A 21,252-nucleotide genomic window follows, 5' to 3' on the forward strand; every position below is an offset into this window, starting at 1 on the left:
ACACCACTACCCCCCCCGCCACCATCCCTAGCTCCCCCCCCACCCCCCCCCGCACCCGCCCCCCCCCGCCGCCACCCGACTTTTGTCCGCGGACAAAGATCGGGCGGCCCGGTCACCCGACGCGCCACTCCCCGGCCCCAACTTTGTCCGCGGACAAAAGTCGCTCCCGCAGGTGGCCCCGCCTCGGAGCCTCCGCCCCGTGCAGACTTTTGTCCGCGGACAAAGATCGGGCCGTTGGTTGTCAGCCACGCAAGCCACTTCTGCGGTCGCCGACTTTTGTCCGCGGACAAAAGTCGGATCCTGCCATCGCGGCCAGGCGACGGGCTCGGGTTCGACGAGAGCCGGTCTACCTCGCCGTCCACCATGCGGTCAGCCAGTGCGCCCGCCACAGCGGCGCTCGCTCTCCCGGCCGTAGACACCGGCCACCTCTCCAGTGCGTCCGCATCATCGGTCGCAGGACCCGTCCCTACTCGCGTTGGTCGCCGCCAAGCTGACGCACTCGCGCCAGACGCCCTTCGTCGCCATAGCGGCGCTGCACATCTGCTTCCGGCGGCTGACTACCCGGCTCCGCCGAGCTCGGCAGGGCGGTGATCCCGACCCGTCAGAAGCTCGTCGACGGCTGGGAAGCCAGTCGGTATACCCGCGCCGCCCCTGGGCCGACTTTTGTCCGCGGACAAAAGCCAGGCCTCGTACGCGCCTCGCTCAGGACCTTCCCTACCCAGGTGCCGATCTTTGTCCGCGGACAAAGATCGGGCCGCCCGGACCTCGGACACGGACGCCCCCCTCCGCAGCCCCAATTTTGTCCGCGGACAAAAGTCAGGCTCTGGCCATCGACCCCGAGGACCAGAGCGCCCTCCTGGAGCGACTTTTGTCCGCGGACAAAAGTTGGGGCCCACCGCGCGTCTCGCGGTGGGCCCCGATCAGAACGGTGAGAGGTCAGCTTCGCCGATTGTTCTCGATCAGCAGCACCGTCAGCTCGGCGCGATGCTTGGCCGACATGTTGGCCCAGATCGCCTCGTACATCGCCTTCGGGTCCTGCCACGGAGCCGACGTGGTGTCCGCCGTCCGCGTCTGCGAGGGGATCACGCCCTCAGACTCGCGCCCACCGGACGGCAGAGCAGCGGAGGGCGCGCGCACCGGTTCACCCGGGGCGGTCGCCGGCGCAGCCGCCGGCGGCACGCTCTCCGTACCCCGACTTTTGTCCGCGGACAAAAGTCGTCCCTCAGGCGGCTGCGGCTCGGAACCCTCCGCCCGGCCCCCGTGCAGACTTTTGTCCGCGGACAAAGATCGGTCCGGGTGCGCGTCCGACGCAGAACCCGCTTCACCCTCCTCCCGACTTTTGTCCGCGGACAAAAGTCGAGTCGGCTCTCCCACCGGCCCGGAACCCACCGGCCCGGCGCCCACCGGCCCGGAACCCACCTCACCAGAGCCGATCACTCCGGGGCGGTCCGCCCCGGACCCCGCCGCCGCTCCCCCGCCCAGGCTCGCCCCCGGCTCCAGCGACACGCTCCGCAGGATCTCCCGCTGCGCCGCCTTCACCTCCGCCTCCTGCTGCTTGTTCTGCTGGAGCAAGCCCATGAGCTCATCCGCGCCGATACCCGGCTGCTCCTTCGCCCTGCGGGCCAACAGTCGACCGTCCCGCTCCGGCAGCTCGCCCGAGCTGAGCAGGAGCTGGATCTCCTCGGGCAGCTCCAGCAGCACGAGCTGGTTCGTGACCCACGACGGCGAGCGCCCCAGCCGTTCGGCGGCCCGGGACTTGGCCCCGTGTTCGCGGCCGTCCTCCTCGGCACAAGTCTCGACCAGCTGCCGCACGCCGCGGGCCCGCTCGATGACGTCGAAGTCCTCACGTTCGAGGTTCTCGGCGAGCAGGTGGTCGATGAAGTCGGTGCGGGAGACCGCGAGGTCGTCGCGTACGACGAAGTCCAGCGCCTCCAGACCCACGTGGAGGGCGCTACGGAACCGGCGCTCACCGTTGATCAGGATGTGCGTCGCGCCCCCGACCCGCGACTCGTGTTCCGGCCACAGCCCGAGGTACGCCGCACGGCTGACGGCGACGCACGCCGACAACTGCGCCTGGCGCAGCTCCTCGCCGAAGCGGGTCTTGTCCTCGTCCGTACCGAAGTTGCGGCGCGGGTTGAGGGGAGTGGGGGAGACCTGGTCGAGGGGGAGGCGGACCAGCTCGTACGCCGGCACATCCCCCTGCGCGATGGCCTTGGCCCGCCCCCGCTCGCTCCGGCCGCTGCTCCGGCGGGCGTTGCTGAAGGCGGCGCCGGTGCCGAGGAGGTCGCTCTTGCTCATGCCGCGATCACCCGGGCAATCTCACGCATGGCCTCGGACTGCTCGCACTCGGGCGCGTAGTGCAGGAGCGGCAGCTTCACGCGCACGGCCTCGCGCTGCTCCTTCAAGTCGGCGATCACCGTGATGACGGGCGGTTCGCCGAACTCCTTCCAGCTGTTGAGGGACGAGGTGACGACGTACCCCTTGCGGCTGTCGTAGAGGTTGACGACGAAGCCGAGCTGCGCGATCTCGATGCCGAGGTCGTCGATCAGGTCCTCGAGCTGCTCGCTGAGCATGTCGTAGGCGTCGGCGGAGGTGTCCTCCGCCTGCACCGGGACGATGATCCCGGAGGTCTTCTCGGGCTCTCCCTCGCGGGTACGCGCGTAGTAGAGGGCGGTGTCCATGGTGTAGCCGAGGCTGGGCGGGCAGTCGACGACGATGTAGTCGAACTCCTTCTCCAGTTCCTCCAGCGCCTTCTCCAAGGCCGTTTCCTTAGTCCGCACATGACGCGTCGTGGCCAGCCGTGCGTCGAGGAGGAAGGCGTCCTTGCAGGACGGGAGGAGGAAGAGGCGCCCGGCGAACACCCCGTGCTCGATGGGGACGAGCAGATCGCGGACCCGGCCTTCGATCTCGCCCAGCATGTGCTTGGCGAGGCTCGGCTCCTTGATGGAGAGCATTTCGGCACCGAGATGGCGCGTGAGGTGGCCCTGCGGGTCGAAGTCGATGACGCAGACCCGCGCGCCGGTCTCGGCGAGGGCCTGGGAGACGCCGTTGCTGATGGCGCTCTTGCCGACCCCGCCCTTCTGGTTGCAGACCACGATCCGGCGGGCCCCCTCGTGGGAGGGACGGCGCCGGCCCATGGGGGAGGGGTGGGTGTCGAGCCACAGCCGGATCGACTGGGCCACCCCCTGGTTGTACGGGATCTCCCGCGTCCGGCAGTCCTCCTTGAACTCCCCGTACAGGCCGGTGGGGAGGTAGGTGGAGAACGACGAGGCGCCGGAGGTGTCCACGGTGGTCGCCGCGGAGGCGTCGGCACGCCATGCGTGGATGCCCTCGGTGACGGCGTCCTGGATGTCCACGCCCAACTGGGCGGCACGGACCTTGAGTTCCTGCCGCAGGGACCCAGGCAGCTTGGCGACTACCTTTTCCCTGACTTCCGGATCATATGGAGCGGTCATGCGGGTACCTTACTAACCTTCGCACCGGAAGGCGAAGAGGCACACCGAAAACCGGCCCGACTCGTCCCTTCCTTGTGCAGTCCGGGCAGCCGGGCTCCCCACCGCGCGCAGGCGGACCGTCATCCGGACCGAAGCAGCCGCACCAGGGACCGGGCACGCCCTCGGCCGGGGCCCGCACAGGCTCCCGGCCATGACCAACGATCCGGGTTTCAGCTGCTCGTGCTGCGGGGCGCGGCACCCGGAGCTCCCCAAGGACTACTCGACCGCGGCGCCCTACGCATTGGGACGAGAGCCTCGCGATCGCGAGGCACGAGATCGCCGAAGCGGTTCTCCACCCCTCCGCCGACACCCACTGATCCACACCGGAGCTGGTGAGCATTCAAAACTCGACGCCCCTCTCACCGGAACCTTCCCCAGCCCAAGGCCGCGACGCCATTGAGCCGTTGAGGCGATCCCTCGTCGCTCCCCAACCGATCAGTAGCGGCAGAAAAGCCCTGTAGCCCCGCCTGACGGCCCGTAGGGACCTTGAAGGTCACATCACACCGCCCCCTCCGCGAACGGCCCTCAGAGGCCCCGTTCTGTGGGTCGCTTTTGACCGTTGTGGCAAATTTTCTGGTGGGTTGGTTGGTCAGAGCTGTGCCCCACGCCGGGCGACCCGAGCCGGCGCCGACCAGCTCATCACACAACTCCTCACGCTGACGTCTGACGCAAACCCGATGTTCGCAGCGAGGCCCGGCCTCGCCTGTCGCGTCTGCGCTGACCACGAGGCAGTAGTGACGGCCACAGCAACGCGAGGTCAGCTCAAACATCGGCAGAGGTATCCGGGGGAGAGGGGATGACCCCTCCTCGGCAAGGGTTCTTGTCCCTCACCGGCCGCGGACCGTGAATCCCAGGGGCCAGCCCCTGGACCCCGCCAGCGCCTGGCCGCGCTGGACCGGCCTTGGCATGGGGGGCTACTCGCCCCCCAGACCCCCTCGCCAGGCGCTTGGGCGCCCTGGACCCGCTCACCCCCACGCCCTGCCCCGCCTCCCTGACGGTCGGCGGTGCACCCCTCGGGCGCAGGGCGCCCTCACTGGGCGTGGGGGCCCGACACCACCCCACGGCTACTCCAAGACCCGGCTGAGGCGGGGGACCTGAGCCAGTACCCCAAACGGACGCCATCAGAAACTCAAGGTGCGCCGGCTGATGTATCGACAGGGGAAGGAGGCCCTGTCCAGCACCAACCGACTCGGTGCCCAGCTCGGCAACCAACCCACCAACCAACCCACCAACCAACCACTCCGTGCCGGGCCGTGCGGGTAGGTCAACTCCCTTCCTCCGCTCCCGAGGTGGCCACTGACCCACCTCCGAACGCAACTCATCACCGACCCGACAGCAGAACCGATCGCCGGTCGTCGGTTGCTCTTGTAGTAAGAGGGCGGCGCGCGCAAACGCCTCTGACCTGCGACTTCTCGCGAGGTGATGTGTCGTGGGCGACACATTTGACGCTCCGAAATGTATACCTGGCCAGCACATTCGCCGGAAAACTCAAGCAGCGGTGTACTTTCTCCACACGCCGCCGCGCCTCGAATCGCCGCAGGTCAGAGCGGCGCGCCTGAGCGCGACAATGCCCCACCCGGCACCCGCCGCTCGAACAAGGTGTGCCGCCATCACGACAACCGAAATCAAGGAGTGGTGGATTTTCGAGGCTCTGAGGCAAAATAACTACACGCACCGTGGACTTTTGGGCCCTGCCGGGCACCGCTCGTGCCCTGAGCTTTAGTTTCGGCGCGTCGACGCACCAAAAGACAAGCCCCCGTTGATTTTTTGGATAGTCTCGGACCGCCTGAGTAACAAGGAGGTCCTGTGACATCTGATCCGCCCGCCCGTCGTCGACAGCGCGGGCCCCGTCCTGTTCCCGTCCCCGCCTCCGCCGGAAACGACGCCGAGTACGGGGACATCCTGGCTGTTCTCGGCCAGCAGCTCGGCGAGCAGGTGGCCAACGCCGCCGACCCCACCGGCCGTCGACGCCTCAAGGGGGTCCACCTCGAGTACGCGGCGGACCCGAAGTCCGTCCACGACATGGCCGGAGGCGCCGGCTACAGCCTGGCCAGCAACTGGTTCACCCAACTCCTGGCCCAGCTGGCGGTCGCGAACAGCATCACCAAGTCCCAGCTGTGCGTCTTCCTCTTCGTGGCGGGCGGTCAGGTGCCGGGCACCGGCATCACCCAGTACACGCAGCAGGAGATCACGGACGGCCTGAACAAGATCGCCGCGCAGAAGGGCGGCAAGATGATCTCGCGTTCCACGGTCAACCGTGCCGTCCAGGCCCTCTGCGGCTACAACTGGGTGGAGAAGGCCGGCAACGGCCGCATCCAGATCAACGTGCGCCTGTGGTTCCAGGGCAACAGCACCGCTCAGCAGGAGGTTCTCGCGGAGATCGCCGAGAAGCACGGCAACGACCCCGATTCCTTCCCTTACGCGGTGGGGCCCGAGGGCGCACACCAGGAGCAACTGCACCTCGACTTCGGTGCCGAGGTTCCCGCTCCCAAGAGAAGGCGCACCGGGTGATAGTGCTGTCAGGCCCGCGCACGGGCGACCGTCCACGAGGAAGGCCATCCCATGGCTAACGTCATGTCTCCGATCGTCGCGGAGCGTATCTGGGCCCTGCCGCTGTCGGGGTCCGCCGTCAAGTTCCTGCAGTACCTCGTCTCCCGGAGCGACTTCGGGGGGACCCTGCCGGTACGCCAGAAGGACATGGCGGCCGAGTACGGGGTCACCCCCCAGGCCATCAGCGGGCTGATGGCGCCGCTGTGCGACCTGAACATCGTCCTGCGGCCGCGCAGCGAGGAGCGCAACGGCAACTCGTACCGACTGCACCCGCTCGCGGCGAAGTACGAGAGCCCGGAGGCGATGGAAGCGGCCTTCCGGGCGTCCCTCGCCCGGATCCAGGCGGGCGACCTTCCCAACCTGAAGCTGCCCACCTACCACCAGGCCCCGCCCGCTCCGACCGGCAGGCCGAAGCTCCAGGTCGCCTGACCTCGGCCGATGCCCGAACAAGACGGAAGGCCCTCCACTGGGTGGAGGGCCTTCCGCGCCTGAGTAACAGATGGTGCGACCAGTCTAACCGGCTCCGGCCCCCACGGCACAGCGAGCGTCATCCGCACACACCACCGTGTCCCCACCCTCCCGACACCGACACCAACGCCGGCTCTGCCTCCGTCAGGAGGACGTACAGCCCCGGATGTCGTCCGGCAGCCCCGGACGTCCCGGGGCTCCTACGTATGGAGGTTCCAGGCGATCAGGCCGGTCGGCATGGGGTCGCCGACCGCCGGGGCCACCCGTGCGGTGAAGGAACGGCCCGCCGGGACGTTAGGCGACGCGCCGGCCCGCGTCGAGTACGTCATCTGGAGCCGGACCGGCGCCACGCCGCCGGCCGCCGCGTTCCTCTCCAGCCTCCACATGGCAGTGAGTTGAAGGGAGACGCAGGCGGCCCGGGGTGGGTCGGAACCCACCCCGGGCCGGGGGTCAAGCATTCAGCCGGTCAGGCGGTGCGCCGGATCAGCCTTCCCTCTACTGCTGGCTGTCGCCGGTCAGGAAGTCGATGAGCACGTCGCCGTTCGACTTGTGAAGCACCAGGGTGGAGTCAGTGGCCCCGAAGGTGAGGTAGGCGCCGTTCTGGCCCCACGTCTTGGTGTCCCAGATGGAGCCGCCCTTGCCCTCGCCGCCGTCCTTCTTGTACGTGACGAGGTTGCCGTCCTTCTGCATCCGGGTGTAGGCGCCCGGGCTGTAGTTCCAGAAGCCCCGACCGTAGTCCTTGCCGCGGTAGAACACCGCGAAGTAGCCGCGGTTGTCCTGGGCCAGGATGGAGTTGGTGGCCGACATCCAGGTGCCGCGCTCCAGGTTCTGGCCGCCGGTGAGCGTGTTGTTGCCCACCTTCCAGGTCTTGGTCGACCAGCTGGCGGAGTTGTCCGCGCGGTAGACGACGAGGTTGGCGTCGTCCTGGAAGTCCAGGTGGCCGTTCGGGTTGCCCCAGGTGCCGGAGCTCCACACCGCGCCGCCCTTGGTCGGGCTGCCGTCCTTCTTGTAGATGACGAAGTTGCCGTCGCTCTGGAAGACCGCGTACGCGCCCGTGTTGCCGTACGAGCCCGACGCCCACAGCTCGGCGCCGGCCTTGTGGTCCAGGACGAGGTTGCCGTCCGGCTGCATGAACAGGTAGCCGTTCTCGGTCTCGATGTACTCGTTCGAGGCGAGGACGTCGCCCGGCCGCAGCGAGACCGTTCCGCTGGTCGCGGTGAGGGCCGTCGCGCGCTGCTGGTTCTTGGCAGCCGCGTTGGCGGCGGCCTTGGCCGGGACACCGCCCTGCGGCTTCTTGACCGCGACCCTGCTCACGGTCGTGGTGTTGGTCTTGGTCTTGCCGTCGGCGGCCTGGGCCACCGGGGCGACGAGCACGCCGGCCGATACGGCGGCGGCGACGAGCGCGCCGCTCCAGGCGGCGTGCTTGCGGTTGAGATTCATTCTTTTACCCCCCATGACGAACACGATGAGTTGAACGCGTTCGATTCAACGGCGATCAGTCTGTATGGGCCCTACGCGAAAGGCAAGCCGATTCCGGCTCAGCGCGCGGTGCCGCTCTGCCACAGGACGGCGTCGGAGTCCTTCGCCAGGAGCACGAGGTTCCCGTCGGTCTGGAACACCAGGTGGGCGCCCGGGTGGTTCCAGGTTCCGGTGGACCAGAGGGCGCCGCCCTTGCCCTCGCCACCGTCCTTCTTGTAGACGACGAAGTTGCCGTCCGACTGCATGCGCGCGTACGCCCCCGGCCCCCAGGTGTTGGTGGACCAACGCTCCTGGAGGGTGTTGCGGTCGCGGATGCTGAGCTTGCCGGTCTGCTCCATGGCGAGGATCGCGTCGGGGCTCCACGTCCAGTTTCCGGAGCCGATCTGCCAGGTCGGGTTCACCACCGTGTCGACCATCCACGTGGCGCTGCTCCAGGCGGCCGAGCCGTCCTGCCGGTATACGACCAGGTTGGCGTCCGACTGCAACTCCAGCCGCGCACCCGGGTTCCCGTACGAACCGGCGGCCCACAGGGCCTTGCCGGCGGCCGAGTACACCACCAGGTTGCCGTCCTGCTGGAACGTCACGGTCGCGCCCGGGTTGCCGTACGTTCCGGTGGCCCACAGGACCCCGCCGGACACGTGCTCCAGCACCAGGTTGCCGTCGGACTGGAGCGTCAGTACGGCGTTCTTGCTGCGCGCGATCTCTCCCGCGCCCTGCGAGGTGCCCCGCTCGAATCCCTGAGCCGCCGCCGGAGCCGCCGGAGCCGCCGGAGCCACGGGGGCCACGGGGGCCTTGAACGCCACCGTGGCCGCCTGAGCCGCGCCCGGAGCCACGAGCGCCCCCGCCGCCAGTACGGCCGCGACGAGGCCGGTACGCACCACCGTGCGCTTGTGCATGACTGCCATGAGTTCCCCCCACATCGGCAGTGTCCTGCCGATAGACCACTGAGATAGACCACTGAGAGTGCCATGACCTACCGACAGCCGTACGCGGAGGGTCCCGCTCGGGCCGCCGCCCCCGCCCGCCGGCAGGGCCACCACCGCGACAACGCAGACCACCACGCCCAGACCGCGGCCCTCGCGGCGCGCCTGCCGCGACCAGCCGCGAGAACCGACCACATCAGCACCCCGGCACAGCTGTGTCCTACGGCTGGGGTCACAGGCTTTCGAGAAACGTCAGGACCGCGGCCCCGAATCCGACCGGATCCGTCTCGTGAACGGTGTGGCCGGTGGGAAGCTCAACGAGCCGGGTATCAGGACGCCGGGCTGCCATGTCCCTGGCATGATGCGCGCTGAGAACACCACTTCGCGTGCCGTGGACCAGCAGCGCGGGGCAGCGGCTGGACAGCCAGTCGTCCCAGTGATCCCCGTTGAGCTGCTGCTGGGAGGCGACCATGTCCCTCGGTTTGAAGGCGAGGCCCCAGCCGTCGGGGTACTCACGGAAGGCGTCCTCAAGGTAGCGGGCCGATCCCGCCAATCCTCCCAACAGCGCAGCTCTGCTGGGGGCTCGTTCCGGCCAGGACAGGCAAAAGGAGAGGTCCCCGTCGACCTCGGCGCCGACGTCCTCGATGACGAGGGCTCTCACGAGGCTCGGGTGCCGCGCCGCGAGTTGGTAGGCGTTGACACCGCCGAGCGAATGTCCCAGCACCACGGCGTCCCTGATACCCAGGAGGTCGAGGAGGGCCGCAGCGTCTCCTATATAGCCGTCGCGGGAGAAGTCTGCCGGTCGCTCCGAATGGCCGTGGCCCCGCTGATCGAGAGCGATCACCCGCCAGTCAGGGGAGACTTCGGCCGCCACTCCGGCGAAGGTCCGTGCCTCTGCGAAGTGGCCGTGCAGGGCGAGTAGCGGCTGACCACGACCACCGTAGTCGACGTAGGACAAACGACGACCGCCGACGCTCACCACATGCCGGGTCGGCTCTGTCATGTCGATCACTCTGACAGACGGCGTTGCCAGCCGGGCAATCGGACGTTTCGTCCCTCGGCTGCCGCGGCGCTTGCGTGAGTTCCTGCTCCTGCCCCTGCCGGTCGCGGCGGCGACGGTGTTGAGCCGTCGCCTGTCCGCACGTTGGCGCGACGACCTCGCGGCGGACCCGGCCGGCCAAGTCATCGCTTCCGGCCGGCCTGTCTGGTTTGCGTTCGGATGTGTTGTTCGTTGTAGGTCTGTGTTCGTGTGGGGCCGTGCGGGGATTTCATTACACATTTTATCTCGGTCGTGCGGATTGCGGATTCCCTTATTCCGCATAATGCGAGGTCGGCAGCCGTCAGTCGTCGCGTTAACTCAGATGAACCTCAAATGATTGAAGATCGATTGACGTGTTGTGGTCCTCTCGTGCAATCTTTGTGACGCGCCGACCGGCGGGTAACCGGGGGTCGGCGCGTAACGCGGGGGGTCAGGGTCAATGGGTACGCATATGTGCATCTCTCCCTTCCTGTCCGAATTCATTCGAGTGGCGTGTAAGCGAAGGGGAAAGAAGTCAGCATGCGTTCCATTATCAGAAGAGGTTTCACTGCCGCTGCCGGCGTCGCTCTTGCGGGAATTGCTGTGGGAATGCTGCCCGGTACGGCCCAGGCTGACGACGCCGTGGTCTCGCAGGCTACGCGGACCGCCAAGTACTCGGCCTACCTCGCGATGAAGGCGGCTCAGGGGGACGAGCAGGCCAAGGAAACCGCCAAGGGGTTCTCGGCCCTCTCGGATGCGCAGAAGTCCCGATTCCTCGACCTCCTCGAAGACCGTTCCCTGATGGACAAGTTCTTCGAGCAGGCCGAGGCGCCCGCCGTGACCACGGGCAAGACGCTGGCGGTCCTGGCGGGCGGCGACGTCGTGGTGGAGCGCGAGTCCGTCGGCGGCGCCGACGACTCCTCCACCAACACCGACGCCGTGATGAGGGCGTCCGGCTACAGGGACATGTGGGCCTCCTACGCGGTCACCGACAAGTTCCTGGGCGTCAAGGTCGCGCGCGTCTCGGTGAGGACCAACTACCAGGTCAAGGGCAAGGACACCACGAAGGTGTACCCGGGTAGCGCCAGCCACTACCTGTAGGTTCCGGGCTGCGACTTCTCCCACAGCCCGGTGAAGGAATGGATCTCCTCCCCGCCGGCCGACAACGCCCAGAGCGAGACCACTTGGACGGCATCGTGCTGGGGCAGCTCTTGGGACAAGCGGGAGCGGGTCTGGGGTGACTACCGCGGCTTCGTGGGCGGTTACCTGAAGGACGAGTAGAATTCGTTCAGCCATCCCGCTCGTACGTCTCAGGCAACGCAAGCGGGAGAGACGAATGAAAACCGCTGCAAACGTACGTCCATTTCCCCTGTTGACGCTCTGACTCGACCAGCCGGCTTCCCGCACGCAAGGAGGCGTCATGTTCGAAGGTATAGGCGTGGCCCCGCTCATACCCGTTCTGCTCGTGCTCCTCATCGCTTTCCTGGTGGGTGCCGCAGCGTGGAAGAAGCACCGCTCCCGCTCGACCGGCGACGACTGACAACGGAACAGACCGCACAGCCTGAGAACGGAATCATTGGCTATGCAAGTATCCCTGCCTCTCAATGGAGGCAGGGATACTTGCATAGTGGGCGTTCAATTCTGCGAACACTCTAGCGGTATCGGTATGGGTATCGTCAGCGCGGAGACAGTAGGCCGGCGGTACGGCTGACGGTTCGCCGTTGATAACGAAGGAAGCAGCGCTGCGCGACCGCCTGGGAAGACCACATGGTCGACCTGGGGAAGCGAGACGGACACCATGCCCGACAACCTCGACACCACGGCCGACGCCTACGACACCACGGACTTGCAGGCGAAGGACGCCTTCACCAGGCTCCAAGCACGGTCTCGCCGACTTCGTAAAGGAGCTGACCGCGGTCGCCTGTCACGACCTGCCCGTGCCGGTTACCGTCGCGGTGTGCAAGTGCCAAGTGCCCGTACCCACAGGCGGCGCAGCGTGCTGGCGTGACGCGCAGGTGCCTTGCCGCCAGGCACTGATCCTGTTCGGGGCCGGTCACCGGTCATGCCAGGAACGTACAAGACCGAAGGCGACCGGCGGCGTCACGCTCGTCACATGACCACACCCGACGCAGTCGTGAACCTTGCCCACAAGCTCTCGCAGTTCAATGAGCTCTGGACGCAGAAGAAGGTCGCCGATCTCAACGACTACGAGGTCAAGCTCGCCAAGCTGAAGGGCGAGTTCGTCTGGCACACCCACGAGGACACCGACGAGCTGTTCCTCGTCATCAGTGGTCGGCTCACCATCCGGCTCAGGGATGGTGACGTCACGCTCGAAACGGGCGAGCTGTTCGTGGTGCCCCGGGGCATCGAACACTGCCCTGTGGCTGAGGAGGAGACCGCCATCCTGCTGCTGGAACCGGCAGGAGTCCTCAACACCGGTGACGCGGGAGGGCCGCTGACCAGAGCCGCGGAGACCTTGGACTGACTTCACGGCGTCTGAACACCCTCACGGCCAAGGCCACATGCCCGTATGGCAGGGGGAGGGCGGCGTGGCAGCGTGTGCCCGCCGTCCTGCCGCCCGCTGTGGGGGAGTTGATCGCTGAGGGGTGTGGGGCCGGTGCTAGCGTCACGCTTCATGACGGGGCATGGTGAAGGTCTGCTTGTCGGTGTGTCGGCTCTTATTACGGGGGCGAGTTCGGGGATCGGTGCGGCGGCCGCCCGTGTCTTCTGTCGAGAGGGCGCCCGCGTCACGCTGGTGGCGCGCCGTGAGCCGGAACTCGCTGCTCTCGCTGCCGAGTTGACGCAGGCCGGGTATGAGGCGCAGTACGTCGTCGCCGATGTCTCCCGCTCCGGGGACGCCGCCCGCGCGGTCGCCGCCGCCGTCGAGGCGTACGGCGGTTTGGACGCTGCTTTCAACAACGCGGGCGTCCCCGCCTTGCCGGGGCTCCTGCACCTCACGGAGGACGAGGTGTACGACCGTGTGATGGACGTCAATGTGCGCGGGGTGTGGAACTGCATGCGCGCCGAACTCGCGGCGATGGTGGAGTCGGGCGGTGGGTCCATCGTCAACAACAGCAGCACGGCCGGGCTGGTCGCGACGGTCGCCGGTGCCCCGTACATCGCGTCGAAGCACGCGGTGATCGGCCTGACGAAGGCGGCGGCGAAGGAGTACGCGCCCCACCGCGTCCGGGTCAACGCACTGGCCACGGGAGCCACGCGCAGCGAGATGCTGGTCGACTGGATGGCCGGTGACCCGGCCCGTGAGGCGGCGATGGCGGACAAGGCGATGTTGAAGCGGCTCGCGGAGACCGAGGAGATCGCGGAGGCGGCGCTTTGGCTGTGTACCGAGCGGTCCTCGTACATCACCGGTACGACGCTGGCCGTGGACGGCGGGCGCCTCGCCAACTGACCCGCCCGAACCCCGGCAGCCCCGCCACGCGCGCGTCTGCTGCGCCCCTGCCGGGGGGAAGGCCGGGCACCGACGGGCCCGGCCTGCATCGAGCCCGGCGTGCATCGAGCCCGGCCTGAACGGCGAGCCGGTGGAGGCATCGCGCGTACATGTCGGTCATCCGCACGGCCTTGACCGAGGCGAGCGTCGTGCTGCCGGCGGCGCGCGGCCACACCTCCGCCTCCGGACCGGCGGGAGGACGCCGACGCGGGCGGGAGGGCAGATCCCGGGCGCGGGCGACACATAACCCCTTCCCTCGCCCCCTTCCCCCCGTACCCGACCCCCTCAGGACAGGGCCAGCAGACCGCGTTCCAGGGCCGTGATGACCGCTGCCGTGCGGTCGGAGACCGACAGTTTCTTGAACGTCCGCAGTAGGTGCGTCTTCACCGTCGCCTCGCTGATGAACAGACGGCGCCCGATGTCCGCGTTCGTCAGTCCCAGGCTGACCAACCGGAGCACCTCCCGTTCACGGTCCGACAGTGCGGGCGGTTCCACCACCCTCGCCCGGAACAGCTTGGGCGCCAGCGAGGGCGTCAGGACCGTCTCGCCCCGGGCCGCCGCCTGCACCGCCTGCACCAGTTCGTCGCGGGAACTGCCCTTCAGCAGGTAGCCGGCCGCGCCCGCCTCCACGGCCCGCAGGATGTCGGTGTCCGTCTCGTACGTGGTCACGATCACCACCTTTGTGGCGGGAGCGACACGCAGCAGGTGACCGGTGGTCTCCACCCCGTCCATCCCGCCCATCCGCAGGTCGAGCAGGACGATGTCGGGGGCGAGACCGGCGACCATCGCGACCGCCTCTTCGCCCGAACCGGCCTGCCCGACGACGCTCACACCCTCGGCGGAGCGCAGCATCGAGCTGAGGCCCTCGCGTACGACCGGGTGGTCGTCGACCAGCATCACGCTGATCACCCCGTCAGTTCCCATCGCCTGCTCCTCCACTCGCCGGAACGGTCACGGGCACGGTCACGGGCACCGTCACCTCGACGGTGGTGCCCCGCCCGGGGCCGCTGACCACCAAGGCCGCCCCGTTGACCTCTTGCGCGCGCGTCCGCATACCGCGCAGCCCGAACCCCTGCTGCTCGTCCGTGACGACGAACCCGGGACCGTCGTCCCGTACGAGCAGCCGCGCGGTGTCCCGCCCGTACACCAGCCGGATCTCGGCGGCCCGCGCCTTGCCCGCGTGCTTGCGGATGTTCGAGATCGCTTCCTGGAGGGAACGCAGCAGGACCACGCTGACCACCATGGGCAGCTCCCGCTCGTCCCCCTCGACGGTGACGTCCGCCCGGATGCCGGTCTGGGCCGTCAGGCCCTCGGCCTGCCGCCGGGCCGCCTGCGCCAGCGACGACTTCCGCAGCGCCGGCGGGGTCAGCTCGGCCACGAACTCGCGAGCCTCCACGAGGCTTTCCCGCGCCACCCGTTCCGCCAGCCCCAGGTGTGACCGGGCGAGCTCCGGGTCGGCCGTGAAGTCGGCATCGGCCGCCTGTACGAGGCCGATGATGCTGGTGAGGCCTTGGGCGAGGGTGTCGTGGATCTCCCGGGCGAGTCGCTCCCGCTCGGCGGAGACGCCCGCCGCCCGCGACAGCGTGGCCACCCGCTCGCGGTTGCGGTGCAACTCCTCGATCAGCTCCGCCCGTTCCCGGCTCTGCCGCGTCACCCGCGTGATCCACAGCCCGAGCATGACCGACAGGGCGATGCCGAGCAGCGACGTGGGAAGAACGGCCCTGATGTCGCGGCTCAGGGTGCCGCCCCGCAGCCACACCACCGTCACCGGCATCAGGTTGGCCACGACGACCACGGCGATCGCCGGCGAGGTCGCCAGGCTCATCATCAGCATCGGCACCACCGCGAACAGCGCGAAGGACGCCGCCAGGTCGAAGAGCACCGCCACCGCGAACAGCAGGAACAGGCCGATGGAGAAGACGATGCCCCGCCGGCCGTGCCCATGGCCCTGGCCCTGCCGGATCATCGCGCTGCGCCCCAGGGCCGCGTACCAGGGCACGGCGAGTGTCAGTGCGGCCATCGCCACGGCACGGTGGACCTGTTCACCGGCGGAGGTGAACAGCAGCATGGTGGTGACGGCGTACGAGACCGCGAAGAACGCGTCCCAGAGGCCGAACCAACGGGTTCCCGCCTCGGGCGGGTGATCGGGGCCGCCGGCCGCCTCCACCACCCGGGTTTCAATGCTCACGCCGCCAGTCCTATCACCTGCGCGCGACCGGCCACGAAGGAGGCCGCGGGACGCGGCGGCGTCCACCGTGTCCACCGTTCGGTGGACAGCCGAACCCACCGGTCGGTTGTCCACGTCAACCCCGCCCGGCCCATAGCGTTGCAGGTGAGAGGCACGGAGTACCGCACTGCCGTCCTACCGCACTGCCGCACGCACCGGCACTGCCGAAGCCGAGGAAGAGGCCCCATGAGCCCGTTCTTGACCGCACTGATCGCCGGCGGGACGATTCTCGTCGTCATCCTGTCGACCGACCTCGGCACCCGCAAGGTCACCACCATGCGGATGCTGCGCTCGATCCTCGCGGTCGTCACCGTCTTCGCGCTCTTCGTGCACACGCTGCCGCTCGACGGGAACGACCCCTCCCTCCAACTCGCGGGCATCGGCGCGGGCGTCATCTGCGGACTGATCGCCGCGGCCCTGCTCCCCGCCCACCGGGATGCCTCCGGTGAGATCCACACCAAGGGCGGTGTCGGGTACGCCCTCGTGTGGACCGTGCTGTCCGCCTCACGTGTGCTCTTCGCCTACGGTTCGGAGCACTGGTTCAGCGAGGGCATCATCCGTTTCAGTATCGAGTACAAGCTGAGCGGGCAGGACGTCTACTCCAACGCCTTCGTCTTCATGGCCTTGGCCATGGTGCTGACGCGGACGGCCGTCCTGCTGAACAAGCGCCGCCGACTGCGCGGCGCTCGAATGCCCGTCACCGGTACCCCTGGTGCGCGTCAAAGCACTACCGCAGCTCCGCACTGAGACGACGGACGACGGACGACGGACGGCGGATCGGGTTCATCGGTACAAGATCATCTCAGAGCCAGGGTGAAGCAGTGGAACGCATGGATGCACCAAGCCTCAGGCCCCCGCGCAACCGCGTCGAACGCAGGGCGATCGGCTGGTGGACGCTCCAGTCGTCGGTGTTCGCCCTGCCCCTCCCGCTCGTCTTCGGCGTGCTCCACCTCTTCGTCCCGCCCGCCAGGCCCTTCTTCGGCTGGGCCTTGCTGATCTCGCTCGTACCGGGCCTCGCCTACATGGCCGTCATGCCGGTCTGGCGCTACCGGGTGCACCGCTGGGAGACCACCGACGAAGCCGTCTACGCGGCGTCCGGCTGGCTCTGGCAGCGCTGGCGGATCGTGCCCCTGTCGCGCATCCAGACCGTGGACACCCACCGCGGACCCCTCCAACAGCTCTTCGGCCTCTCCGGCATCACCGTGACCACCGCCTGCTCCTCCGGCGCCGTGAAGATCAAGGGCATCGACCACCGGACGGCGCGGGAAGTGGTCGAGCACCTCACCACGTCGACCCAGGCCACCCCCGGAGACGCGACATGAGTCACGACACCGAGCAGTGGGACACCACCACCACCACCGCCACCGGCGGCGACAACAGCGACGGCACCGCGCACAACGCCGGTACGGTCAACAGCGCCGCCGACCCCGGCTGGACCAAGCTCAGCCCCAGGCTCCTCCTGGTCAACCTGAGTATGCTCGCCGGCCCGCTCGCCCTGTTCGCCCTTACCGTCGTCCTCACCGGCGCCAACCTCCAGGCCCTCATCTCCCTCGGCTCCCTGGTGATCACCTTCCTGGTCATCACCGGCATCAGCACGATGCGCCTGCTCACCACCCGCTTCCGCATCGCCGGCGACCGCCTCGAACTGCGCTCCGGGTTCCTCCTCCGCAGCCGCCGCTCGGTGCCCGTCGACCGGATCCACAGCATCGACCTCGACGCCAAGCCGATGCACCGCCTCTTCGGACTCACCTCGCTGCGCATCGGCACCGGCGGACAGAGCTCGTCCTCCAGCCGCAGCCGCAAGCTCTCCCTCGACGGCATCACCACACAACACGCCCGCGACCTGCGCCGGCTGCTCCTCGACCGCAGAGGCGGCGGCCGCAGCACCGGCCGCGACGAGAACCTCACCATCGCCGAGATGGACTGGGCATGGCTGCGGTACGCACCCCTCACCATCTGGGGCCTCGCAAGCGTCTTCATCGGCGTCGGCACCGCCTACCGCATCCTGCACGAGATGAAGGTCGACCCGCTCCAACTGGGCATCGTCAAAACCGTCGAGGAACGCCTCGGCTCCGTACCCCTGTGGTTCGCCATCCTCGCCGCCGTCGTGATCGCCGCCGTCGCGGGTGTCGCGGTCTCCGTCGCCACCTTCGTCGACGCCTGGGCCGAGTACCGCCTGGAGCGCGAGCAGGACGGTGTCTTCCGGGTACGCCGCGGACTCCTCGTCTCCCGCTCCGTCACCATCGAGGAGCGCAGGCTGCGCGGCGTCGAGGTGACCGAGCCGATGCTGCTGCGCTGGGCAGGCGGTGCCCGCCTGAACGCCATCGCCGGCGGCCTCGGCAACAGCGAGGAGAACCGCAGCCGCCGCTCCCTGACGCCACCGGTACCCCGGGCCGAGGCCCTGCGCGTCGCCGCCGACGTCCTAAACGAGGAGCGGTCCCCGACGGAGTTCGCCGAACCGGTGCCCCACCCCCGCGTCGCACTGCGCCGCCGCGTCAACCGCGGGCTGCTGGTGCTCGCGGCCGTCGTCGCCGTCCCGCTGGGCCTGGGCCTGTGGTTCACCCCCGTCCTGGTCCACACCGCCTGGATCACGGCCCTCGTCGGCCTGCCGGTCGTCATCGCCCTCGCCAACGACGCATACCGCGCCCTCGGCCACGGGCTCCACGACCGCTACCTCGTCGTCCGCGCCGGCACCTTCGCCCGCCGCACCGTCGCCCTCCGGCGCGACGGCGTCATCGGCTGGAACATCACCCGCTCCTACTCCCAGCGCCGCAACGGCCTGCTCACCATCGGCGCCACCACCGCCGCGGGCGACGGCGTCTACAAGGTCCGCGACGTACCGGTCGGCGCCGGCCTCACCTTCGCCGAAGAAGCCGTACCGAACCTGCTCACCCCGTTCATCGAACACGTCCCACGGGGCTGACGCCGGCCGGACCGGACTCCACGGCCGTCGCCATGACCGCTCGACCGCTCGACCGCTCGTCCCTACGACCCCGGACCGCGCGACCGGACCCCGTGCCCCCTCAACCCCTCAACCCCTCGACCCCTCGACCCCCACTGCCCGGGGCCCCATCGGCAGTGGCCCGGCGTCAGCGCGCCGTTCGCGTCTTGGGGAATGCCGCTCGTAGGGTCGTGCCGCGCACCGTGACGGCGATGCGGATGACCGGCAGTACGCAGAGCGTCTGCATCGCCGCGTACCACCACGGGCAGACGCCCGGGATCAGGTCGACGCCGACGAGTGCGATCGGGAAGGCGACCGAGATGCCGCGCAGGCGCTCGAAGGACCGGCGGGAGCCCTGGGACGCGGAGACGGTCAGGCGGTGCAGCAGCAGCGCGATGAGGGGGAGCAGGATCGCGCGGACCCACATGAACGGGTTCACCATGTCGCCCGTGCTCGCGACCGCGACGACCGCCAGGAGGGCGGCGGCGGTGAGCGCGCCGTAGATCTTGACGCTGCCCCGATTCGTGCCGAAGGCGGCCCGTACACCAGGGGTGTTGAGGAGGACCGGGTCGGTGGTCGTGGAGTTCGCGTTGGTTTTCATGGTTGTGACGCTAGGGAGCAGCGGTACGACGCGGTGTCGGCCTGGCTCCACAGGGGGGTGGGGCCAGGCCCACTTCCCATCCGAGCCGCGACGTCACAGGCTGCGGGCGGTGATGTCGCCGTTGGAGGTGGTGGCGTGGATGGCGAGTTCGGCCGTGCCGTTGTTCGTGAGGGCGTTGCTGATGCGGCCGTGGGTGGTGCCGGCGTCCAGGGCTGCCGAGACGCCCGCGGCGGCGCCGACCGAGATGTCGCCGGACTGGGTGTGCAGCACGACCTTGCCGCCCGTGGCCTCGGTGATCAGGATGTCGCCCCGCGCGGTGCTGATCTCAGCGGAGCCGCACAGCCGGCCAACCTCCACGTCACCGTCGACCGCGGTGAGACGGACGCTCGCGGCCTCGTCCAGCTTGATCTGGCGGTACGCGCCCTCGAAGGCGACGTCGCCGAGGCGGCCGACGGTCCTCAGTTCGGCGCCGGCCGCCTTCGCCTCGACGCGGGAACCGGCGGGCAGCTTGACCGTCACCTCGATGGATCCGGTGGGGCCGAGGTACTGGTTCTTCGCCGCGTTCCGGATTCGCAGGACCCCGTCGGCGTACTCGACGGTGGTCTGCTCCGCCGCCTTCACGTCGCGGCCCTTCGAGGTGTTCGCGGGCAGGATCTCTACCGCGGTGTCGGCCCGGTCGGCGGCGATGAACCGGACGCGCCCCGCGGGGATGTCCAGGACGACGGAGATCGGGGCGGGGGTGTTGAACTTCTGCATCGTGCTCTCCCTCATACGCTGCGAATCATTGTGCCGAACACTGGAAACGCTACGTTGCTTTCCAGATTACCGCAACAACAGCTTTGCGTCGGATCACTATCTATGCAGGCAGACGCGATGCAGTCGTTGCAATGTCCTCTCATTTAACGCAACAAGTAAGCGACCGATCGTTGCAATTCGGTGATGATGAACGCTATGGTGGAGGCATCAGGGAACACCGAGCGGCACCATGGGGCACCCGTGGGGCATGAAGGGGGTCGTGATGCCGGGAGGCAGGCTCACACAGCAGGAGCGCCAGCAGATCGCCGGGGGGCTGGCCGACGGCCTGGCGTACGCCGAGATCGCCCGCCGTCTCGACCGTCCGACCTCCACGATCACGCGTGAGGTGATGCGGAACGGCGGACCCGCCGGCTATCGCGCCGACCTGGCCCACCGCGCCACCCAGCAACGCACCCACCGGCGCAAGCAGGCCGCGCCCGCGGGCTCGCAGGCGCTCCCGCAGGCCTACGGGCGCGATGCCGAGGCCGTGCGCGACTACCAGGAGGCCCTCACCACCGTCTTCATGACCTCGGGCCTGCCCAAGATGATGGCGCGGGTGCTGGGTTGCCTCTACACCACCGACACCGGCAGCCTCACCGCCTCCGAACTCGCCCAGCGCCTCAAGGTCAGCCCGGCTTCCATCTCCAAGGCGATCACGTTCCTCGAAAGCCTGGACCTCGTCCGCCGGGAACAGGGCGAACGCCGGCGCGAGCGCTACGTCGTCGACGACGACCTCTGGTACCAGTCGATGATCCGCAGCGCCCGGGCCAACGACCAGTTCATCGAGACCGCACGGCAGGGCGTGGGCATCCTCGGCCGCGGTACTCCGGCCGCCACCCGCCTGGAGAACGCCGCCAGCTTCCTCGACTTCGTCAGCGAAGGGCTCATCCGCGCCGCCGAGCAGGGCCGCGAGGTCCTCTACACCAGAACCGAAACGACTGAGACGAAGTCTTAGAGGTCGTTCTCATCTGGTTTGCACCGCTTCACGCGCCTCAATATTGCACTAGCGCCTCGCGCGTATCGGGTTCGCGCGCGGTGCAGCGAGAGTAACCGCCGATATGCGTATCTCTCGGAGCGAGACAGACTTCCTGGGATGAGACTGGCAATGCGGGCTCCCACGCAATCGCATTGGTGCACCGACGCCTCGGAAGTCGCACCTCGACATGGGACCGAGCTGGGCTATAACAGACTTCACCGATGAAAACGACCTCTTAGACGTCGTCTCATTTGGCGAGTCGGCGGTAGCAAATGAGGGTGCAGGCGATGGCTGTGAAGGCCAGGAAGTGTTCGGCCTTGCGCTCGTAGCGG

General features: G+C 68.6%; 20 protein-coding genes. 10 read left to right on the forward strand and 10 right to left on the reverse strand.

Annotated features, from left to right (window positions below):
• Positions 1 to 936 precede the first annotated feature (936 nt).
• Both ABZ934_RS32015 and ABZ934_RS32020 read right to left on the reverse strand, forming a co-directional pair.
• A complete protein-coding gene (locus tag ABZ934_RS32015) occupies positions 937 to 2,298 on the reverse strand; it encodes a plasmid partitioning protein (RefSeq protein WP_361319922.1) in 1,362 nt (453 codons plus the stop codon).
• Positions 2,295 to 3,455: a ParA family protein gene (locus ABZ934_RS32020; RefSeq protein ID WP_361319925.1), complete on the reverse strand. Its 1,161-nt coding sequence runs from the start codon at positions 3,453 to 3,455 to the stop codon at positions 2,295 to 2,297. The genes ABZ934_RS32015 and ABZ934_RS32020 overlap by 4 nt, the downstream gene beginning before the upstream one ends.
• A gap of 1,845 nt (positions 3,456 to 5,300) precedes the next feature.
• Between ABZ934_RS32020 and ABZ934_RS32025 the strand changes: the two genes are divergently transcribed.
• Positions 5,301 to 6,005: a hypothetical protein gene (locus ABZ934_RS32025; protein ID WP_361319928.1), complete on the forward strand. Its 705-nt coding sequence runs from the start codon at positions 5,301 to 5,303 to the stop codon at positions 6,003 to 6,005.
• A 51-nt stretch (positions 6,006 to 6,056) separates the two neighbouring features.
• A complete protein-coding gene (locus tag ABZ934_RS32030; protein WP_136214044.1) occupies positions 6,057 to 6,473 on the forward strand; it encodes a hypothetical protein in 417 nt (138 codons plus the stop codon).
• 239 nt (positions 6,474 to 6,712) lie between these two features.
• On the opposite strand, the gene ABZ934_RS32035 is transcribed toward ABZ934_RS32030, so the two are convergent.
• The 4 genes from ABZ934_RS32035 to ABZ934_RS32050 all read right to left on the reverse strand — a co-directional run bounded on the left by ABZ934_RS32035 (position 6,713) and on the right by ABZ934_RS32050 (position 9,917).
• A complete protein-coding gene (locus tag ABZ934_RS32035) occupies positions 6,713 to 6,898 on the reverse strand; it encodes a hypothetical protein (protein WP_361319931.1) in 186 nt (61 codons plus the stop codon).
• A gap of 109 nt (positions 6,899 to 7,007) precedes the next feature.
• A complete protein-coding gene (locus tag ABZ934_RS32040; protein ID WP_361319934.1) occupies positions 7,008 to 7,952 on the reverse strand; it encodes a hypothetical protein in 945 nt (314 codons plus the stop codon).
• Positions 7,953 to 8,050: 98 nt separating this feature from the next.
• Positions 8,051 to 8,896 carry a hypothetical protein gene (locus ABZ934_RS32045; RefSeq protein ID WP_361319937.1) on the reverse strand — a complete coding sequence of 282 codons (846 nt, stop codon included), beginning with the start codon at positions 8,894 to 8,896 and terminating at the stop codon, positions 8,051 to 8,053.
• A 250-nt stretch (positions 8,897 to 9,146) separates the two neighbouring features.
• Positions 9,147 to 9,917: an alpha/beta hydrolase gene (locus ABZ934_RS32050; RefSeq protein ID WP_361319940.1), complete on the reverse strand. Its 771-nt coding sequence runs from the start codon at positions 9,915 to 9,917 to the stop codon at positions 9,147 to 9,149.
• A 624-nt stretch (positions 9,918 to 10,541) separates the two neighbouring features.
• On the opposite strand from ABZ934_RS32050, the gene ABZ934_RS32055 reads away from it, so the two are divergent.
• From ABZ934_RS32055 to ABZ934_RS32070, 4 genes are all read left to right on the forward strand, one after another.
• Positions 10,542 to 11,033: a hypothetical protein gene (locus tag ABZ934_RS32055; RefSeq protein WP_361319943.1), complete on the forward strand. Its 492-nt coding sequence runs from the start codon at positions 10,542 to 10,544 to the stop codon at positions 11,031 to 11,033.
• 30 nt (positions 11,034 to 11,063) lie between these two features.
• Positions 11,064 to 11,213: a hypothetical protein gene (locus ABZ934_RS32060; protein ID WP_361319946.1), complete on the forward strand. Its 150-nt coding sequence runs from the start codon at positions 11,064 to 11,066 to the stop codon at positions 11,211 to 11,213.
• Between the two features lie 832 nt (positions 11,214 to 12,045).
• Positions 12,046 to 12,417: a cupin domain-containing protein gene (locus tag ABZ934_RS32065; RefSeq protein ID WP_361319949.1), complete on the forward strand. Its 372-nt coding sequence runs from the start codon at positions 12,046 to 12,048 to the stop codon at positions 12,415 to 12,417.
• Between the two features lie 150 nt (positions 12,418 to 12,567).
• Positions 12,568 to 13,341 (forward strand): glucose 1-dehydrogenase, encoded by a 774-nt coding sequence (locus ABZ934_RS32070; RefSeq protein WP_361319952.1) that lies wholly within the window; start codon positions 12,568 to 12,570, stop codon positions 13,339 to 13,341.
• A 324-nt stretch (positions 13,342 to 13,665) separates the two neighbouring features.
• Here ABZ934_RS32070 and ABZ934_RS32075 read toward each other — a convergent pair whose 3' ends face one another.
• Both ABZ934_RS32075 and ABZ934_RS32080 read right to left on the reverse strand, forming a co-directional pair.
• Entirely contained in the window at positions 13,666 to 14,304 is a 639-nt protein-coding gene (locus ABZ934_RS32075) for a response regulator transcription factor (protein WP_361319955.1), read from the reverse strand.
• Positions 14,294 to 15,568, reverse strand: a complete 1,275-nt coding sequence (locus tag ABZ934_RS32080) for a sensor histidine kinase (protein WP_361319958.1) — start codon at positions 15,566 to 15,568, stop codon at positions 14,294 to 14,296. The genes ABZ934_RS32075 and ABZ934_RS32080 overlap by 11 nt, the downstream gene beginning before the upstream one ends.
• Positions 15,569 to 15,793: 225 nt before the next feature.
• On the opposite strand from ABZ934_RS32080, the gene ABZ934_RS32085 reads away from it, so the two are divergent.
• The 3 genes from ABZ934_RS32085 to ABZ934_RS32095 all read left to right on the forward strand — a co-directional run bounded on the left by ABZ934_RS32085 (position 15,794) and on the right by ABZ934_RS32095 (position 18,530).
• Entirely contained in the window at positions 15,794 to 16,354 is a 561-nt protein-coding gene (locus ABZ934_RS32085; RefSeq protein WP_361319961.1) for a hypothetical protein, read from the forward strand.
• An 83-nt stretch (positions 16,355 to 16,437) separates the two neighbouring features.
• Positions 16,438 to 16,929, forward strand: coding sequence for a PH domain-containing protein (locus ABZ934_RS32090; RefSeq protein ID WP_361319964.1), 492 nt, complete (start codon positions 16,438 to 16,440; stop codon positions 16,927 to 16,929).
• Complete coding sequence (locus ABZ934_RS32095; protein WP_361319967.1) at positions 16,926 to 18,530, forward strand: PH domain-containing protein; 1,605 nt, start codon at positions 16,926 to 16,928, stop codon at positions 18,528 to 18,530. Before ABZ934_RS32090 ends, ABZ934_RS32095 begins: the two co-directional genes overlap by 4 nt.
• A 166-nt stretch (positions 18,531 to 18,696) precedes the next feature.
• On the opposite strand, the gene ABZ934_RS32100 is transcribed toward ABZ934_RS32095, so the two are convergent.
• On the reverse strand, positions 18,697 to 19,149 hold the full coding sequence (locus ABZ934_RS32100; RefSeq protein ID WP_361319970.1) for a hypothetical protein: 453 nt from the start codon (positions 19,147 to 19,149) through the stop codon (positions 18,697 to 18,699).
• 93 nt (positions 19,150 to 19,242) lie between these two features.
• Positions 19,243 to 19,905, reverse strand: coding sequence for a DUF4097 family beta strand repeat-containing protein (locus ABZ934_RS32105; RefSeq protein WP_361319973.1), 663 nt, complete (start codon positions 19,903 to 19,905; stop codon positions 19,243 to 19,245).
• Between the two features lie 262 nt (positions 19,906 to 20,167).
• Between ABZ934_RS32105 and ABZ934_RS32110 the strand changes: the two genes are divergently transcribed.
• On the forward strand, positions 20,168 to 20,899 hold the full coding sequence (locus tag ABZ934_RS32110; protein ID WP_361319976.1) for a helix-turn-helix domain-containing protein: 732 nt from the start codon (positions 20,168 to 20,170) through the stop codon (positions 20,897 to 20,899).
• Positions 20,900 to 21,252: the final 353 nt, after the last annotated feature.

The organism is Streptomyces sp. NPDC046557, from assembly GCF_040645975.1.
Taxonomy (GTDB): Bacteria; Actinomycetota; Actinomycetes; order Streptomycetales; family Streptomycetaceae; genus Streptomyces.

Coding starts and splice junctions, on each gene's coding strand:
- ABZ934_RS32015 (WP_361319922.1), bottom strand. CDS start 2,298: ATGAGCAAGAGCGACCTCCTCGGCACCGGCGCCGCCTTCAGCAACGCC.
- ABZ934_RS32020 (WP_361319925.1), bottom strand. CDS start 3,455: ATGACCGCTCCATATGATCCGGAAGTCAGGGAAAAGGTAGTCGCCAAG.
- ABZ934_RS32030 (WP_136214044.1), top strand. CDS start 6,057: ATGGCTAACGTCATGTCTCCGATCGTCGCGGAGCGTATCTGGGCCCTG.
- ABZ934_RS32035 (WP_361319931.1), bottom strand. CDS start 6,898: ATGTGGAGGCTGGAGAGGAACGCGGCGGCCGGCGGCGTGGCGCCGGTC.
- ABZ934_RS32040 (WP_361319934.1), bottom strand. CDS start 7,952: ATGAATCTCAACCGCAAGCACGCCGCCTGGAGCGGCGCGCTCGTCGCC.
- ABZ934_RS32045 (WP_361319937.1), bottom strand. CDS start 8,896: ATGGCAGTCATGCACAAGCGCACGGTGGTGCGTACCGGCCTCGTCGCG.
- ABZ934_RS32050 (WP_361319940.1), bottom strand. CDS start 9,917: ATGACAGAGCCGACCCGGCATGTGGTGAGCGTCGGCGGTCGTCGTTTG.
- ABZ934_RS32055 (WP_361319943.1), top strand. CDS start 10,542: ATGCTGCCCGGTACGGCCCAGGCTGACGACGCCGTGGTCTCGCAGGCT.
- ABZ934_RS32065 (WP_361319949.1), top strand. CDS start 12,046: ATGACCACACCCGACGCAGTCGTGAACCTTGCCCACAAGCTCTCGCAG.
- ABZ934_RS32070 (WP_361319952.1), top strand. CDS start 12,568: ATGACGGGGCATGGTGAAGGTCTGCTTGTCGGTGTGTCGGCTCTTATT.
- ABZ934_RS32075 (WP_361319955.1), bottom strand. CDS start 14,304: ATGGGAACTGACGGGGTGATCAGCGTGATGCTGGTCGACGACCACCCG.
- ABZ934_RS32085 (WP_361319961.1), top strand. CDS start 15,794: ATGAGCCCGTTCTTGACCGCACTGATCGCCGGCGGGACGATTCTCGTC.
- ABZ934_RS32090 (WP_361319964.1), top strand. CDS start 16,438: ATGGATGCACCAAGCCTCAGGCCCCCGCGCAACCGCGTCGAACGCAGG.
- ABZ934_RS32095 (WP_361319967.1), top strand. CDS start 16,926: ATGAGTCACGACACCGAGCAGTGGGACACCACCACCACCACCGCCACC.
- ABZ934_RS32100 (WP_361319970.1), bottom strand. CDS start 19,149: ATGAAAACCAACGCGAACTCCACGACCACCGACCCGGTCCTCCTCAAC.
- ABZ934_RS32105 (WP_361319973.1), bottom strand. CDS start 19,905: ATGCAGAAGTTCAACACCCCCGCCCCGATCTCCGTCGTCCTGGACATC.
- ABZ934_RS32110 (WP_361319976.1), top strand. CDS start 20,168: ATGCCGGGAGGCAGGCTCACACAGCAGGAGCGCCAGCAGATCGCCGGG.